This is a genomic window from Nocardia sp. NPDC127606 (assembly GCF_042671725.1).
Lineage (GTDB): Bacteria > Actinomycetota > Actinomycetes > Mycobacteriales > Mycobacteriaceae > Nocardia.
The window spans coordinates 438,226-453,246 of the sequence record NZ_JBHXWQ010000005.1; the positions used below are offsets into that span (position 1 = coordinate 438,226).

Here is a 15,021-nt window from a genome sequence, read left to right on the forward strand (position 1 = left end):
TATCTGTCGGATGGTCGGGCTAGCTTTGCGCCCATGGGACTTTCAGTGGGGACCGGGGGGCTGGCCTTTGCCGTGGCAGACGGCAGCGACCCGGAGTATCTCGATGCGTTGACCGAGCAACTGCGCGCGCTCAGCGAACTACTGGTGCGGGAGGGGCTTGCTCCGCACAGCGAGCCGAGGACTGCGGGTTCGGCAGTGGACCGCGCTCGGATAGGGAGCGTGCCCTACTCTTTCGTGCACTATCTGCGACGCGCGTATGCCCGAGCGCGCGAGTATCCCGAGCAACCGCTGACACCCGTCGCCGACGGAGACAGCGCTTCGGATGATCCAGCCATCGACTTGGTCGGATCCACCTTCGACTCCCATCTCATCTGCCATTCGGACTGCGAAGGGTTCTACGTACCGGTCGATTTCGACGAAGTACTTTTCGTCGGCGAGGACGTCGACATCGCCGGTGGCATGGTCGGGTCGAGCACTGCGCTGTTGCGCGAACTGATCTATGTCGCACCGTATTTGGGTATCGAGCTGGCCGATGGGGTGCTCACCGACGCCGAGATCGGCAGGATCCGGACGATGCTGGACAGCGATTCGTCGCACCCGTTCGACCGGGAGTTGATCACCTGGCTGCTGTTCTTCGAGGCCGCGAGGGTGTCGATCGAGAACGGCACCGTTGTCGAGTTCGGGTGATCGGCTGAACCGTGCCCGGCTCAGTCGACCAGCGTCATCGGCGGGGGCTCCCACTTTCCGTCGAGGGCGTTCTCGCGCGGTGCGTAGAGCCGCAGGGTGAGGGAGAAGTCGCCGGTGGCGGGGATGGGGAGCCAGTTGCCGGTGGGGACGGCGGGACGTGGGTCCTGGTGTTGAACGGCTAGTTCCACGGATCCGTCGGGTCCGGGGACAACGGCGGGGAAGTGGCCGACCGAGTAGATCGCGTCGGGGTTGGGGACCAGGAAGCCTTGCGTGTCGTAGGCGGTGATCGAGGCGAAGGCGTGGACAGGAGGCCATCGGCCCGGTTCGAAGCGGATGCGGTAGCGCAGCGGGTTGCCTCGGTCGTCGGTGGTGGGGGCGTCGCGGTTCGCGTAGAGGACGTCACGGACGGGGGCAAGGGCGGGGGAGCGCTTGGTGGTGGCGGCGCGGCGGAGGTAGTCGGTACCGAAGGCGCCGAGGTCGATGGGGATCTCCCAGCCGTTGACGGAGCGTGCGGTCGGGTCTGTCCAGTCGGCGATGCGGCGCTGGGCCTGGCGCACGGCCTCGTCGAGGATGTCGGCGGGTTGGTCGTCGACGACCCCACCGGGCTGGACACCGATCGTGGCCAGCTGCGTCATCAGTGGCGCGTCGGCGGCAGCGGGGGGATCGGTGAGCATCAGCCGGCACAGGCGATTGAGGTAGGTGCGGCCGTCCATCGCGGCAATTCGCTTCGTCGGCGGCTCCGGTCCACGGTCGATCTGGTGGACGCGGCTGACCGTCCCGGCGAGTTCACCGCGATCCCAGGCGCTCAGCGGGATCAGCTTCATCTTCTCCTGCCACCGGTTGACCACCGGCGCGTCCCCGGCGCCGTTGATCTGAACCCGCGCGACGATCGTGCACATCGACGACGGCATGTGCAGCCGGGTCACTTTCGCGGGCAGCGCACCGGTCCACTGGGGCCCCGTGAGGACATAGGTGAAAGGTGGACCGTCGGCGTCCACGGTGGTCCGCGGGGTCTTGCTGGTCAGGTCGTGCACGGTGTTCGCCCACCCGTCGACCAGCTGGAACAGCCAGAACCGATCGGGCTCCATCCCGGGGATCTGGAGCACGATCGGCTCTTCGGTCAGGTCGAGCCACGCCTGCGAATAGACCATGTCGTGGCTGAGCCGGGCCACCCCGCGATCGTAGGGATCGGGTAGGACGCTGTGATCGAAGCCGTTGATCGGCCCGCTCGCCGCGCGCATCATGTCCAGCAGGACCATCGGATAGCCGTAGATGTAGGCGTCGATCGCCCGGCCGAGCACATCCGGGCGACCGGTGGTGCGGATCGGCTCGGGTACCGCTTCGTTCCCGCACCCGGGCAACGCCGCCGCGGCGGCTGCCGCCGCGGCGAGCCCGAGCAACGATCGCCTGGTCAACGCGCTCGCGCGAGGATCCATGCACGCTCCGTTCGACGGCCTGATCGCCGAGCGTATGACGAGTCAGCAACGCTGCGCCTCATACGCAACGGGTGAATTGCCTCAGCCGCGCAGCACCCGCCGCATCAGGTATCCGACCCTGGCCCGGCCGGCGATCGGGTCGTCGCCGAAGCGCTGACCGAGGTCGATGACCATCGCGAACGCCGCGTGCACCAGGAAACGCGCCTCGGCCGCGGAGAGCTCCGGCCGCATATCGCGCACCAGCCGCGCCCACTCCTGCACGCTCAACCGCTGGATATTGCGCAGGACCGCACGTTCCTCGGCGGGCACGTGCCCGAATTCGGCGTAGTAGACGACGGCCAGCGCCCGCTCGTCGAACGTGTCGGCGACGAACTGATCGACCAGCACGCCCAGCGCCGCTCCGCTGTCGGGCGTGCTCGCCACCGCGGGCCCGATCGCCCCCGACACCCGGTCTGCCGCGCGTCGAAACGCGGCGGCGAGGATGTCGCTCTTGCCGCGATAGAACCGGTACACCGCCGACGCCGCCGACAAACCCGCCGCCGAGGCGATGTCCTCCACGCTCACATTCGGATAGCCGCGCTTGTGGAACAGCTCCACCGCTTTGCGCAGCAGCAGTTCATGTTTGAACGAATCGGGAATCTGGGCGCGGGCACCCTGCTCCGAAACGGTTGCGGCGGGCGGCAATGCGGCATCGGTGAGCGCCATACACGCCGAGCCGAGCAGCTTGTTCAGCGTGCGAAGCGGCAGCGCGGCGTGATGATCGGCGATGCTGGTGACCACACCGAGGATCGCCGTGGAGACCATACGCAGCTCGGCCGTGGTCAATTCGGGACGCAAGATCGCCAGCTGTTCGTCGAGCGCGACCAGCACCGAACCCTGCTGCTCGTCGAGCACCACCCGATCCGTCGGCTCGAGGTAGCGGCCCTCCCATCGCACCAGCCGCACCGTCGCCCGGTTCTCCACGGTCGCGCCGATCAGCCCGGTCAGCATGTGCCGCAACCGTTGCGCCGCCGGCAGTGTGTCTTCGGCCGACACCACGATCGATGCCGTGAACGCCTGCCCGACCCGAAGTAACTCCTCCCGGAACAACGCGTACTTACTGGGGTAGTGCCGATACAGCGCCGCCGAACTGATCCCCAGCCCGGATGCGATGTCCTCCATACTCACCCCGTGATACCCGGCGGCGCCGAACGCCACCGCCGACGACGCCGCGATCTGCGCCCGGCGATTCTTCGGCCGCCGCCGAACTTCAGTCCCAGCTACCCCACGCGCCCCACGAGACTCGCTGACATTCATAGTTCAAGTGTATTAGCCCTTGTCGGGTGGGCTTATCCGGGCATACCAGTCCAGGAGTGCGGGGTCGTCGACGGCGCTGCGTTCGACGACGCGGGCGGGATCGGCGCCCTGGAAGAGCTTCTTGATGGGGACTTCCAATTTCTTGCCGGTTCGGGTGTGGGGGATGCCGGGGGCTTCGCGGATCTCGTCGGGGACGTGGCGGGGGGAGACCTCGGTGCGAATCGCGGTGGCGAGACGGGTTGTGAGGTCTTCGGTGAGTTCCGCGCCGGGGGCGAGCACGACGAACAGGGGCATCCAGTAGCCGCCGTCGGGTTGTTCGGCGCCGATCACCAGGGCCTCGGCGATCTCCGGGAACTGTTCGACGACCTGGTAGATGTCGGCGCTGCCCATGCGGATGCCGTGGCGGTTGAGCGTCGAATCGGAGCGACCGTGCACGACGATGCTGTCGTGTTCGGTGAGGGTGATCCAGTCGCCGTGGCGCCATACGCCGGGGTAGGTGTCGAAATAGGCCGCGTGGTAGCGCTTTCCGTCGTCGTCGCGCCAGAAGCTCACCGGCATCGACGGCATCGGCGCGGTGACCACCAGCTCGCCGACCTCGCCGCGCACGGGGTTGCCCTGCTCGTCGAAGGCATCGAGGGCGACGCCGAGATACGGCGCCGACAGCTCACCCGGCCATACCGGCACGGTTGGGACGCCGCCGACGAACGCCGACACCACATCGGTGCCACCGCTGATCGAATTCACCTGAACGTGCTCTCCGGCATTCTCGTTCAACCACAGCGCGCTCGACACCGGCAGCGACGAACCGGTGATACCCACCGAGCGCAGGGCCGACAGGTCGTGCTCGGCGCGTGGCACCGACCCGGCCTTGACGCAGCCGAGAACATAGCCGGGGCTGGTGCCGAAAACGGTGGCGCCCACCTGAGCGGCGATGCGCCACAGCGCATCCGGTCCGCCCGCGGTCGGGCTGCCGTCGTAGGTGACGACGGTGGCGCCGGTCAGCAGACCCGCCACCTGGAAGTTCCACATCATCCAGCTCGGGCTGGTGTACCAGAAGAACGTGTCCTCGGGGCCCATGTTCGATTGCAGCGCTACGGCTTTCAGGTGCTCGAGCAGTACGCCGCCGTGGCCGTGGACGATGCCCTTGGGCAGCCCGGTGGTGCCGGAGGAGAACACGATCCACAGCGGATGATCGAAATCCACCGGGACGGTTTCGATCACACCGAGTCCGGCATCGGCGACCGAGTCCGTCCAGGAGAGCGTGTCGGGTACGTCGAGTCCGAGCTGCGAGACGACGACGGTGGCACGCAGGCCGGGCAGCCCGTCGCGCAGTGCCGCGATGTCGGCCCGTTTGTCGTGTTGCTTGCCGCCGAACCGGTAGCCGTCGGCGGTGACCAGCACCGTCGGGTCGAGCTGGCCGAGCCGGTCCAGCGCGGCCTTGGCGGAGTAGTCCTGACCGCAGGCGCTCCACACCGCGCCGATACTGGCGGCGGCGAGAAACGCGACGATCGCTTCCGGAATATTGGGCAGGTAGCCGACCACCCGGTCGCCCGCCTCGACGCCCTGCTCACGCAAGGTCCGCGCGAAAACCGTCACCTGTTCGATCAATTCGGCCCAGGACACCTCCCGCGGCTCGGCGTCCTCGTGCAGGGCGATCACCGCGGGGCGGCCGAACTGGGCCATCCGAATGATCTGGTCGACATAGTTCAGCCGGGTGCCGGGAAACCATTGCGCGCCCGGCATCTCCCGCGAGCCGAGCACTTCACCGGCGGTCTCGCCGAGCTCGAAGTAGTCCCACACGGCCTGCCAGAAGCCGGCGATGTCGTCCACCGACCACTGCCACAGTGCCTGGTAGTCGGGATACTGGTCGCCGGTTCGCGCGGTGACGAAGGCGGCGAAGTCGGTGATTCGGGCCGACGCGATATCTTGCGCGCTCGGGACCCATTGCGGTTGCACTCCGATGTCCTCCTCGAACTGGACTACTCGTGTATCGGGGACGGGTTACCCGATGATCAGCTGGGCACGCCTGCGCGCCGGACGATCTGTTCGGCATGCCGGAGCACCGGCGCGTCGACCATACGGCCCTCGAACGCGAAGACGCCGCGATGGTCGGGCACCTCCGCCAGTACCCGCTGCGCCCAGTCGAGCTCGGCGGGGTCGGGTGCGTAGCCGTCGCGGATCACGGCGACCTGACTCGGGTGGATGGCCACCTTGGCGTCGAATCCGACAGCGACCGCATCGCTCGTCTCCGCGGCGAGTCCATCGAGATCCTTGATGTTCAGGTACACCGAGTCCAGTGCGAAGCGGCCGAAGGCCTTGGCCGCCAACAGGGTCGACGAACGCACCTGACGGGCGACATCGCGGTAGCTGCCGTCGGCATGCCTGCTCGAGGTGCCACCGAGTCCGGCGACCAGATCCTCGGCGCCCCACATCACGCCGATGGCGTTGTCGGCCTGCACCGACTCGGTGATCCGCACCGCGCCGAGCGGCGATTCGACCAGCACGATCACCTCGTAGCCGTCGAGGCTGCGAACCTGGTCGACCGACTCGCATTTGGGCAGCATGACCCGGCGGTAGGCGGTCTGCGCGAGCGCCGCCAGATCGGCCGCGTAGTCGTCGGTGTCGGCCGCGTTCACCCGGATCACGGTGTGCGCGGGGTCGAGCGGGGTGTCGATCAGCGCCTGCCTGGCCGCGGCCTTGTCACCCGCCGCGACACCGTCCTCGAGATCGAGGATCACCACATCGGCCACTGCGGCGGCCTTGGCGAAGCGTTCGGGGCGATCGGCCGGGCAGAACAGCCACGCGGGACCACTCGGCTGCCAGCTCATACTGCGTCCTTTCGACGGGTGCCCGGTGGCGTGGTGTCGGTCGCTCATGCCTGCGGTGCCTTACGGACCAGTGTCTTGCGTATCGCGGTCGCCACGATCACGCCGTGCTGGTTGCGTGCGGTGTGAGCCAGGCTGACGATGCCCTCGCCGGGACGGCTCTTGGATTCACGCTTGTCGGTGACCAGCGTTTCCGCGTACATGGTGTCGCCGTGGAACAGCGGAGCGGGCGTGGTCATCTCGGAGAAACCGAGGTTGCCGACCAGCGTGCCCTGCGTGAGCTGGGCGACGGAGAGCCCGACCAGCGTCGACAGCGTGAACATCGAGTTCACCAGGCGCTGGTTGAACGGCGGCTGCGCGTCGGCGAAGGCCGCGTCCAGGTGCAGGGCCTGGGTGTTCATGGTCAGCGTGGTGAACAGGACATTGTCGGCCTCGGTGATGGTGCGGCCGGGGCGGTGCTCATAGATCGTGCCGATCTCGAACTCCTCGAACCACAGTCCGCGCTGGACGACCCGCCTCGGTGCGGTGCTCGATGGCGCCTGCTCTCGAGGCCCTGCGTGGTCACGCTCCGCTGCCGCCTCCGGGCCGCCGTGATCAGGCGCGCTCACAGACCCAGCTCCCGTGCGATCAGCATCAGCTGTACCTCCGTGGTGCCCTCGCCGATTTCCAGGATCTTGCTGTCACGGTAGTGCCTCGACACCGGGTATTCGTTCATGAAGCCGTTGCCGCCGAAGATCTGGGTGGCGTCGCGGGCGTTGTCCATCGCGGCCTCGCTGGCGACCATCTTCGCGATCGAGGCGGCCTTCTTGAACGGCTTGCCCGCCAGCATCAGCGCGGCGGCGTCGTAGTAGGCGGTGCGCGCGACGTGGGCCCGCGCCTCCATCCGGGCGATCTTGAACGCGATGGCCTGATTGCGGCCGATCGCCTGCCCGAAGGCCTGGCGTTCGCCCGCATAGCGCACGCTCTCGTCCACACAGCCCTGCGCGGCGCCGACGGCCAGCGCGGCGATGGCGATGCGGCCCTCGTCGAGGATGCGCAGGAAGTTGGCGTAGCCGCGACCGCGCTCGCCGAGCAGGTTCTCCTGCGGCACCCGCACATCGGTGAAGCTCAGCGGGTGGGTGTCGGAGGCGTTCCAGCCGACCTTGTTGTAGGCGGGCTCGGCCACGAAACCCGGCGTGGAGGTCGGCACCAGGATGGTGGAGATCTCCTTCTTGCCGCCGGCCTGCCCGGTGACCGCGGTGACGGTGACCAGGCGGGTGATGTCGGTGCCGGAGTTGGTGATGAACTGCTTGCTGCCGTTGATCACCCAGCTCTCGCCGTCCTGCACGGCGGTGGTCCTGGTGCCGCCCGCGTCGCTGCCCGCGTCGGGTTCGGTGAGCCCGAAGCCCGCCAGCGCCTGCCCGCTGGTGAGCTGGGGCAGCCATTCGGTGCGCTGCTTGTCGTTGCCGAAGCGGTAGATCGGCATGGCGCCCAGCGACACACCCGCCTCGAGGGTGATGGCCACGCTCTGGTCGATCTTGCCGAGTTCCTCGAGTGCCAGGCACAGGGCGAAGTAGTCGCCGCCCATGCCGCCGAACTCCTCGGGGAACGGCAGGCCGAACAGGCCCATCTCGGCCATGCCCGCCACGACCTCGTACGGAAAGCTGTGTTCGGCATCGTGTTTCGCCGACACCGGCGCGACGACCTGGTTGGCGAAATCGCGCACGGTGAGTGCGAGCTGGCGGTATTCCTCCGGCAGCGAACCGGTGGACAGGTAGTCGGTCATGCGGGGGTTCCTTCGGGCTCGGTCGGTGCCGCGGCGGTCTCGACGACGGCGGGTTCTGTCGCGGCTTCCGCGACGACGGTTTCTGCGGGGTGGGCGACGACGCGCACCAGTACTTGGTCCAGCTTCACCTGGGCGCCGGGGGCGGCGAGCACCTCCACCGTGCCTGCCACCGGCGCGGTGAGCGCGTGCTCCATCTTCATGGCCTCGATCACGATCACCGGATCGCCGACGGCGACGGTCGCGCCGTTCTCGACCGGCGTGGCGATCACCGAACCCGGCATGGGACTGCGGATTTCGGCATCACCCACGTGGGCCGTGTCGCCGCGCACGCTCGCCTCGGCGACCTCGCGCAGAACGGCGAGCCCGCCGTCGTGGCTCACCCACAGCTGGCCGTCGGCCTCGGCGATGCGGTAGGTGCGCCGCAGCCCGTCGAGCGTCGACGCGAGACCCTCGGCCGAGGCGGTGGCGGTGAGCGTGCGCGGTTCGGGGCGACTCGTCGTCGGTACGCCGGACTCCGGCTCGTCGAGCCACACTGTCGCCGAAGCCGGTGTGCCGGTGATGAACACGTGGCGCACCTTCTCGCCCGCGGACAGTCTGATCGATGTCGGGGCCGGTTCGCCGAGGCGCCATCCCGATGGGGTCGACCAGGGGTCGCCGCCGGTGGCGGGCCAGCGTCGCAACCAGTGATGTGTTGCGGCCGCGATGAATTCGTCGTCGGTCACCTCGGCGGGGACGAAGTCGGCGACGCGGCGATCCAGCAGCGCGGTGTCGAGACGGCCCGCCTGCACATCGTCGTCGGCGAGCAGGAACCGCAGGAATTCGATGTTGCTCGTCACGCCCAGCAGGACGGTCTGCTCCAGTGCGCGGTCCAGCGCGGCGAGCGCGTCGGCGCGAGTATTGCCGCGCGCGATCACCTTCGACAGCATCGGGTCGTAGTCGCTACCGACCACGGTGCCCACCGAGAGCCCCGAATCCACCCGCACACCAGCGCCTTCCGGCTCCGACAGCGCGAGCACGGCGCCGCCGGTCGGCAGGAATCCGCGACCCGGGTCCTCCGCGTAGACGCGTGCTTCGATCGCGTGCCCGACGAGGTGGATCTCGTCCTGGGTGCGCGCCAGCTTCTGCCCCGCGGCGACCCGCACCTGGCACTCCACCAGGTCGACACCGGTGACCATCTCGGTCACCGGATGCTCCACCTGCAGACGGGTGTTCATCTCCATGAAGAAGAACTCGTCGGGCTGGTCGGCCGAGACGATGAACTCCACGGTGCCCGCGCCCACGTAGTCCACGCTGCGGGCGGTATTGCAGGCGGCGGTGCCGATCCGGGCCCTGGTCCGCGCGTCCAGCAGCGGTGACGGAGCCTCCTCGATCACCTTCTGATGCCTGCGCTGCAGGCTGCATTCGCGCTCACCCAGGTGCACCACATTGCCGAACTTGTCGGCCAGGATCTGCACCTCGATGTGGCGGGGCCGGTTGACGAACCGTTCCAGGAACAGGGTGTCGTCACCGAATGCCGCAGCGGCTTCGCGCCGGGCGCTCACCAGCGCGGCGGGCAGATCGGCGGCGTCGGTGACCCGGCGCATGCCCTTGCCGCCACCGCCTGCGGACGGCTTCACGAGCACCGGGTAGCCGATGTCCGTCGCGGCGGTGATCAGTTGGTCATCGGTCAGGCCGGGTTCGGCGATGCCGGGCACCACCGGAACCCCGAACGCCGTCACCGTCTTCTTCGCGGTGATCTTGTCGCCCATCACCTCGATGGCCTTGGCGGGCGGGCCGAGGAACACGATGCCGGCGTCGGCCAGTGCCGCCGCGAAGGCCGAATTCTCCGACAGGAAGCCATAACCCGGATGCACAGCCTGTGCGCCCGAACGTACGGCGGCGTCGACGACCTTCTCGATCGACAGGTAGCTCTCGCGTGCCGGCGCGGGTCCGAGCCGCACGGCGATATCGGCCTCACGCACATGGCGCGCGTCGACGTCGGCGTCGCTGTACACCGCGACCGAGCGAATGCCCATGGCGCGCAGGGTCTTGATGACTCGCACCGCGATCTCGCCACGGTTGGCGACCAGGACGGTGTCGAATTCGACGGGGTGGTTCTTGTTCAGCATGTCGCTCACATCCGGAAGACGCCGTAGGAAACGGGTTCGAGCGGCGCTTGCGCGCACACCGAAAGGGCAAGGCCGAGTGCGGTTCTGGTGTCGGTCGGCGCGATGACGCCGTCGTCCCAGATCCGGGCCGTCGAATAGTAGGGGTTGCCCTGGGTCTCGTACTGGTCCCGGATCGGCGCCTTGAAGGCCTCCTGATCTTCTTCGGACCACGGCTTGCCCGCGCTGTCGAGCTGATCGCCGCGCACCGTGGACAGCACCGAGGCGGCCTGCTCGCCACCCATCACCGAGATGCGCGCGTTCGGCCACATCCACAGGAAGCGCGGCGAATACGCGCGCCCGCACATGGAATAGTTGCCCGCGCCGTAGGAGCCGCCGATCACCACGGTCAGCTTCGGCACCCGTGCGCACGCGACCGCGGTGACCATCTTCGCGCCGTGCTTGGCGATGCCGCCGGCCTCGTAGTCGCGCCCGACCATGAAGCCGGTGATGTTCTGCAGGAACAGCAGCGGGATCTTGCGCTTGTCGCACAGTTCGATGAAATGCGCGCCCTTCATCGCGGACTCGGCGAACAGCACGCCGTTGTTGGCGACGATGCCGACCGGATGGCCGTGGATGCGAGCGAACCCGGTGACCAGGGTCTTGCCGTATTCGGCCTTGAACTCGTGGAATCCGGCCTCGCCGTCGACGATCCGGTCGATCACCTCGCGCACGTCATACGGCGTGCGCGGGTCCACCGGGACCACGTCGTAGAGCTCGTCCTCGTTCTTGGCGGGCGGGGTGCTGGGCAGCACCTCCCACGGCGCCTCCGGCTTCGGGCCGAGCGTGCCGACGATCTTGCGGACGATCCGCAGCGCGTCGCGATCGTCGTCGGCCAGATGGTCGGTGACGCCGGAGGTCCGCGAATGCAGCAGGCCGCCGCCGAGCTCCTCGGCGGTGACGACCTCACCGGTCGCGGCCTTCACCAGCGGCGGGCCGCCGAGAAAGATGGTGCCCTGATCTCGCACGATGACGGCTTCGTCGGCCATCGCGGGCACATACGCGCCGCCCGCGGTGCACGAGCCCATGACCGCCGCGATCTGGGCGATGCCCTTGGCGCTCATGTTCGCTTGGTTGTAGAAGATGCGGCCGAAGTGCTCGCGGTCGGGGAACACCTCGTCCTGGTGCGGTAGGAAGGCGCCGCCGGAGTCCACCAGGTACACACACGGCAGGTTGTTCTGCGCGGCCACTTCCTGCGCGCGCAGGTGCTTCTTCACCGAGATCGGGTAGTACGTGCCGCCCTTGACCGTCGCGTCGTTGGCCAGGACCAGGCACTCACGGCCCGAGATGCGGCCGATGCCGGCGATCATGCCCGCGCCGGGGCACTCGTCGCCGTACATGCCGTTGCCGGCCAGCGGCGCCAGCTCGAGGAACGGGCTGCCCGGGTCGAGCAGCTGCTCGACGCGCTCGCGGGGGAGCAGCTTGCCCCTGGCCACGTGCCGTTCGCGGGACTTCTCCGGGCCGCCGAGCGCGGCTGTGGCGAGCCGCTGCCGCAGATCCGCGACCAGGGCGCCGTGTGCGTCCCGGTTGCTCGTCACGGCCACGGTGCCGTCTTCGGTCTCGTGCGTAACCGTCATCGCGCCATTCTCTCACTCGGTTAATCGCCAATAACTGAAATTCAGGTTAATCTTGACTAACCAAGTTGTCCAGAGGGGGCGGCCACAATGTCGACTACCGAGCCTGTCCAGGTGACCCGGCGCGAGCAGCTCAAAGCTCAGCGTCGCGAACAGTTGCTCGCCGCGGGCGCCCGTCTCATCGCCGACCGCGGCTTCTTCGGCGTGCGTCTGGACGACCTCGGCGCGGCGGTCGGCATCAGCGGCCCCGCCGTCTACCGGCACTTCGCGAACAAAGAGGCACTGCTGGTCGAACTCCTGGTCGGCATCAGTGAGCGCCTGCTCTCGGGTGGTCGCGCCGTTGTCGACGAATCGCCGTCGGCCGCCTCGGCGCTGACGGCCCTGGTCGACTTCCATCTCGACTTCGCCTTCGGTAATCCCGAACTCATCCGCATCCAGGACCGCGACCTCGACAACGTGCCCGCCAACGACCGCCGGATCTTGCGCCGCACCCAGCGCCAATACGTCGAGATCTGGGTGGGTGTCCTGCGCGAGCTGAACCCTGCTCTCCCCGAGGAAGCCGCCCGCATTCAGGCCCACGCCGCCTTCGGCCTGATCAACTCCACGCCGCACAGCGCGTCGGCGGCGAGCGCTTCGCGGGCCCGTCCGGTGCTGAGGCAGATGGCTTTGGCGGCGCTGTCGGCCGGATAGTTCTCCCGTCAGGAGGTCGTCATTCGCCGGCTCCTTCGGCTGGAGTGGTCGGGAGGACATTGATCAGGACAAAGGCCACGGCCACAGCGACGACCACCTGGGGAGTCACCGATATGCCGTCGGGACCGAGCAACAGAACACCCAGCAGCGCTGAGGTCAACGGGAGGCGCAGCATCACCGCGCACATCGCACCGATGCCCATCGCGATCGCCGGACCCATACTCATGCCCGGCAGTCCGCTCATCGCGATGCCGAGAACGGCGCCGATGAAGATCGACGGGAAGACCGGTCCACCACGAAACGCACTCAGCGAAATCGAGTAGGCGACCGTTTTGCAGAGACCGAGCAGAAGCAGGACACCCACCGAATAGTCGGCGGCGTGGGCGACGAGTTCGGGTAGGGCGTCCTGCCCGGAGAACAACACCTGGTTGAAGCTGTTCCCGGAAATCAGTTGGTAGGCGGTGGCGGCAAGCCCGATGAGCAACCCGAGCATTGCCGTCACCAGGATACGATCGGTGTGGACGAGCGGTCGAAGTGCCAGCCCGGCCCAGCGGATCGCCCAGCCGAGGAGTGCCGCGATCCCGCCGACGACGACAGCCCAGCACATCGTGGCCAGAGTCGGGTTCACCGCCGCCGGAACGGATGTCAGCGCGAGGGAGAACGTGCCGAGTCCGGTGAGACTGTCCAGTCCGACGAAGACGACGGCACCGATTCCGGAGGCGAGCAGTCCCGGTACCGCGACGAGACTCAGCGTCGCGCCACCGATTCCGGCGGCTTCCATGATCAGGAACGCTGCCAGGATCGGGGAGCCGAACAGGGTGCTGATGGCGGTGAAGCTGCCCGCCGACGCCATGATCACCAGCGCCATCGGGGGCGCGTCTTTCTTCAGCAGGTGCACCGTGAGCACCGCGAGTCCGCCGCCGATCGCGATCAGCGGGGCCTCCGGACCGAGGACGGCCCCCAGGCTGAGCGTGGCCAGCGCCGCCAGGATGATGCCCGGCATTTCCTTGTCGACCGGCGTGCCTCCGGCATGGAACCCGAATGCCGGAGAGTGACCGGCGTTGCCTGGCAGGTAGCGGATGGTCGCACCGGTCAACACGCCGCAGAGCACCAACCAGGGCAGTGGCCACCATGATGGCGTGCCACCGGAGAAGACGTCGCCCGGGAGGTCGCTGAACAGGAACTGCTGGATCTTCGTTACCGCGGCCAGGAAGCCATACGCGACCAAGGAGATCGGTATGCCCAGAGCCGCCGCCAGCAGTAGAGCCACGAGGTACCGCTTGGAGCGCATGACCGCAACCGGATCGACGTCCGGGGCATGCGTATCCGCCATCACACCTCCATGACCGAATTCCCGCGACGAGGAGCGAAGTCAGCCTGTCAGCTCGACTCGGTCCTGTCTTCACCCGAAGCGGGTGAAGCTTCGATCTGGTTCCAGAGCCAGCCGGGGCCGACGGTTTCGGCGCCATGGGCTTCGACTCTGGTGCGGAGTTCGCGGTCGGCGGTGACGACGGTGATCTGCTCGTGGGAATCGGTCTCGACGACCACGTCGACGATCTGGTCGTCGCCCGAGCGTTCGGCGAGGACCACCTTCATCCGCGGCGCGGAGGGTTCGGCGCCGTCGGCGGCGGCTGTGGCCGCGCCTTCGAGGACGACGGTGACCTCGGTGGTCTCGGGCAGGCGAGTCGTCAGGTTCGCCAGGTCGGCGAGAAGCCTGCGCGCGGCGCCCGGGCGGTCCTTCCACCAACCGTTGGGGCGCGAGCCGATGACATTGGCCGCGTCCACCACGATGAGATGCCTCGGATCGCTCATGGGCCCAGTCTGCCCGGTGGCAGGAGCGTCAGGCAGGCGTGAGGACGGCGACGCCGGTGAGGCGGCCGTCGGTCATGCGGTAGACCGCGTCCATGCGGTGCAGGTGGGTCGGGTCATGGGTGACCAGGATGGTGGCGGCGCGGTGTTCGCGGGCGATGGTGGTGATCAGGGCGATGATCGCGGCGCCGCGTTCGGAGTCCAGGGCGCTGGTGGGTTCGTCGACGACGAGCAGGGCGGGGTCGTTCATCAGGGCTCGGGCGATGTTGACGCGCTGGCGCTGGCCGCCGGAGAGCTGGGCGGGGCGTTTGTGAGCGTGTTCGGTCAGGCCTACCGCTTCGAGTAGTTCCTGTGCGCGGGAACTGGTTTCACTACGCGATGCCCGCTTCGGGCCGCCGAGGTGGGCGGTCACTTCCAGCTGCTCGACGGCGGTGAGCGATGGGATGAGATTCGGTTGCTGGAAGACGATGCCCATCGAGTTCCGCCGAGCTGTGGCGGCCGCTCGGCGGCTCAGCGTAGCCAGATCGGTAGTGGCCGACTCGGTTTCGAGCACGACCGTGCCCGAGTCGGGCCGGATCAGGGTCGCGGCGACGGCCAGCAGGCTCGACTTCCCTGATCCGGACGCGCCGGTCACCGCGGCGATGGTGCCGCCGGGGACGTGCATGTTCACTCGGTCGAGGGCGGTGAGACGGTCGGTGCCGTCGGGGTAGGTGAGGGTGACGTCGGTGAGAGTGATTGCCACGGTGGATCCTTCGGTTGGTCGCGCGGTGCACCGGATCGGCCTGACTGCGGCAT

General features: G+C 68.1%; 13 protein-coding genes. 2 read left to right on the top strand and 11 right to left on the bottom strand.

The features are described 5' to 3' along the window. Positions 1 to 33 precede the first annotated feature (33 nt). Positions 34 to 687: a hypothetical protein gene (locus ACFVJ5_RS24375; protein ID WP_379223323.1), complete on the top strand. Its 654-nt coding sequence runs from the start codon at positions 34 to 36 to the stop codon at positions 685 to 687. Positions 688 to 707: 20 nt separating this feature from the next. On the opposite strand, the gene ACFVJ5_RS24380 is transcribed toward ACFVJ5_RS24375, so the two are convergent. From ACFVJ5_RS24380 to ACFVJ5_RS24415, 8 genes are all read right to left on the bottom strand, one after another. Then, complete coding sequence (locus ACFVJ5_RS24380) at positions 708 to 2,123, bottom strand: DUF1254 domain-containing protein (protein WP_379223325.1); 1,416 nt, start codon at positions 2,121 to 2,123, stop codon at positions 708 to 710. Positions 2,124 to 2,204: 81 nt separating this feature from the next. Next, entirely contained in the window at positions 2,205 to 3,419 is a 1,215-nt protein-coding gene (locus ACFVJ5_RS24385) for a TetR/AcrR family transcriptional regulator (protein ID WP_379223327.1), read from the bottom strand. Positions 3,420 to 3,431: 12 nt separating this feature from the next. Continuing rightward, complete coding sequence (locus tag ACFVJ5_RS24390) at positions 3,432 to 5,375, bottom strand: acetoacetate--CoA ligase (RefSeq protein ID WP_379223329.1); 1,944 nt, start codon at positions 5,373 to 5,375, stop codon at positions 3,432 to 3,434. Positions 5,376 to 5,431: 56 nt separating this feature from the next. Next, entirely contained in the window at positions 5,432 to 6,247 is an 816-nt protein-coding gene (locus tag ACFVJ5_RS24395; protein ID WP_379223331.1) for an HpcH/HpaI aldolase/citrate lyase family protein, read from the bottom strand. Between the two features lie 44 nt (positions 6,248 to 6,291). Then, complete coding sequence (locus ACFVJ5_RS24400; protein WP_379223413.1) at positions 6,292 to 6,741, bottom strand: MaoC family dehydratase; 450 nt, start codon at positions 6,739 to 6,741, stop codon at positions 6,292 to 6,294. A 107-nt stretch (positions 6,742 to 6,848) separates the two neighbouring features. Further along, positions 6,849 to 8,009, bottom strand: coding sequence for an acyl-CoA dehydrogenase family protein (locus ACFVJ5_RS24405; protein ID WP_266293533.1), 1,161 nt, complete (start codon positions 8,007 to 8,009; stop codon positions 6,849 to 6,851). Further along, a complete protein-coding gene (locus ACFVJ5_RS24410; protein ID WP_379223333.1) occupies positions 8,006 to 10,117 on the bottom strand; it encodes a biotin carboxylase N-terminal domain-containing protein in 2,112 nt (703 codons plus the stop codon). Before ACFVJ5_RS24410 ends, ACFVJ5_RS24405 begins: the two co-directional genes overlap by 4 nt. A 5-nt stretch (positions 10,118 to 10,122) precedes the next feature. After that, positions 10,123 to 11,730 (bottom strand): carboxyl transferase domain-containing protein, encoded by a 1,608-nt coding sequence (locus ACFVJ5_RS24415; RefSeq protein WP_379223335.1) that lies wholly within the window; start codon positions 11,728 to 11,730, stop codon positions 10,123 to 10,125. Positions 11,731 to 11,817: 87 nt separating this feature from the next. Here ACFVJ5_RS24415 and ACFVJ5_RS24420 point away from each other — a divergent pair, with 87 nt between their 5' ends. After that, entirely contained in the window at positions 11,818 to 12,417 is a 600-nt protein-coding gene (locus ACFVJ5_RS24420) for a TetR/AcrR family transcriptional regulator (RefSeq protein WP_379223337.1), read from the top strand. 19 nt (positions 12,418 to 12,436) lie between these two features. On the opposite strand, the gene ACFVJ5_RS24425 is transcribed toward ACFVJ5_RS24420, so the two are convergent. From ACFVJ5_RS24425 to ACFVJ5_RS24435, 3 genes are read right to left on the bottom strand one after another with little or no spacing between them, the layout of a single operon-like run. After that, entirely contained in the window at positions 12,437 to 13,750 is a 1,314-nt protein-coding gene (locus tag ACFVJ5_RS24425; RefSeq protein WP_379223338.1) for a chloride channel protein, read from the bottom strand. 47 nt (positions 13,751 to 13,797) lie between these two features. Continuing rightward, entirely contained in the window at positions 13,798 to 14,229 is a 432-nt protein-coding gene (locus ACFVJ5_RS24430; RefSeq protein ID WP_379223340.1) for an NYN domain-containing protein, read from the bottom strand. A 28-nt stretch (positions 14,230 to 14,257) separates the two neighbouring features. Continuing rightward, positions 14,258 to 14,968, bottom strand: a complete 711-nt coding sequence (locus ACFVJ5_RS24435) for an ABC transporter ATP-binding protein (protein WP_379223342.1) — start codon at positions 14,966 to 14,968, stop codon at positions 14,258 to 14,260. Positions 14,969 to 15,021: the final 53 nt, after the last annotated feature.

What these genes read in the sequence shown, in the direction of transcription:
- ACFVJ5_RS24375 (WP_379223323.1), top strand. Translation starts at nt 34, where the DNA reads ATGGGACTTTCAGTGGGGACCGGGGGGCTGGCCTTTGCCGTGGCAGAC.
- ACFVJ5_RS24380 (WP_379223325.1), bottom strand. Translation starts at nt 2,123, where the DNA reads ATGGATCCTCGCGCGAGCGCGTTGACCAGGCGATCGTTGCTCGGGCTC.
- ACFVJ5_RS24385 (WP_379223327.1), bottom strand. Translation starts at nt 3,419, where the DNA reads ATGAATGTCAGCGAGTCTCGTGGGGCGCGTGGGGTAGCTGGGACTGAA.
- ACFVJ5_RS24395 (WP_379223331.1), bottom strand. Translation starts at nt 6,247, where the DNA reads ATGAGCTGGCAGCCGAGTGGTCCCGCGTGGCTGTTCTGCCCGGCCGAT.
- ACFVJ5_RS24405 (WP_266293533.1), bottom strand. Translation starts at nt 8,009, where the DNA reads ATGACCGACTACCTGTCCACCGGTTCGCTGCCGGAGGAATACCGCCAG.
- ACFVJ5_RS24410 (WP_379223333.1), bottom strand. Translation starts at nt 10,117, where the DNA reads ATGCTGAACAAGAACCACCCCGTCGAATTCGACACCGTCCTGGTCGCC.
- ACFVJ5_RS24415 (WP_379223335.1), bottom strand. Translation starts at nt 11,730, where the DNA reads ATGACGGTTACGCACGAGACCGAAGACGGCACCGTGGCCGTGACGAGC.
- ACFVJ5_RS24420 (WP_379223337.1), top strand. Translation starts at nt 11,818, where the DNA reads ATGTCGACTACCGAGCCTGTCCAGGTGACCCGGCGCGAGCAGCTCAAA.
- ACFVJ5_RS24425 (WP_379223338.1), bottom strand. Translation starts at nt 13,750, where the DNA reads ATGGCGGATACGCATGCCCCGGACGTCGATCCGGTTGCGGTCATGCGC.
- ACFVJ5_RS24430 (WP_379223340.1), bottom strand. Translation starts at nt 14,229, where the DNA reads ATGAGCGATCCGAGGCATCTCATCGTGGTGGACGCGGCCAATGTCATC.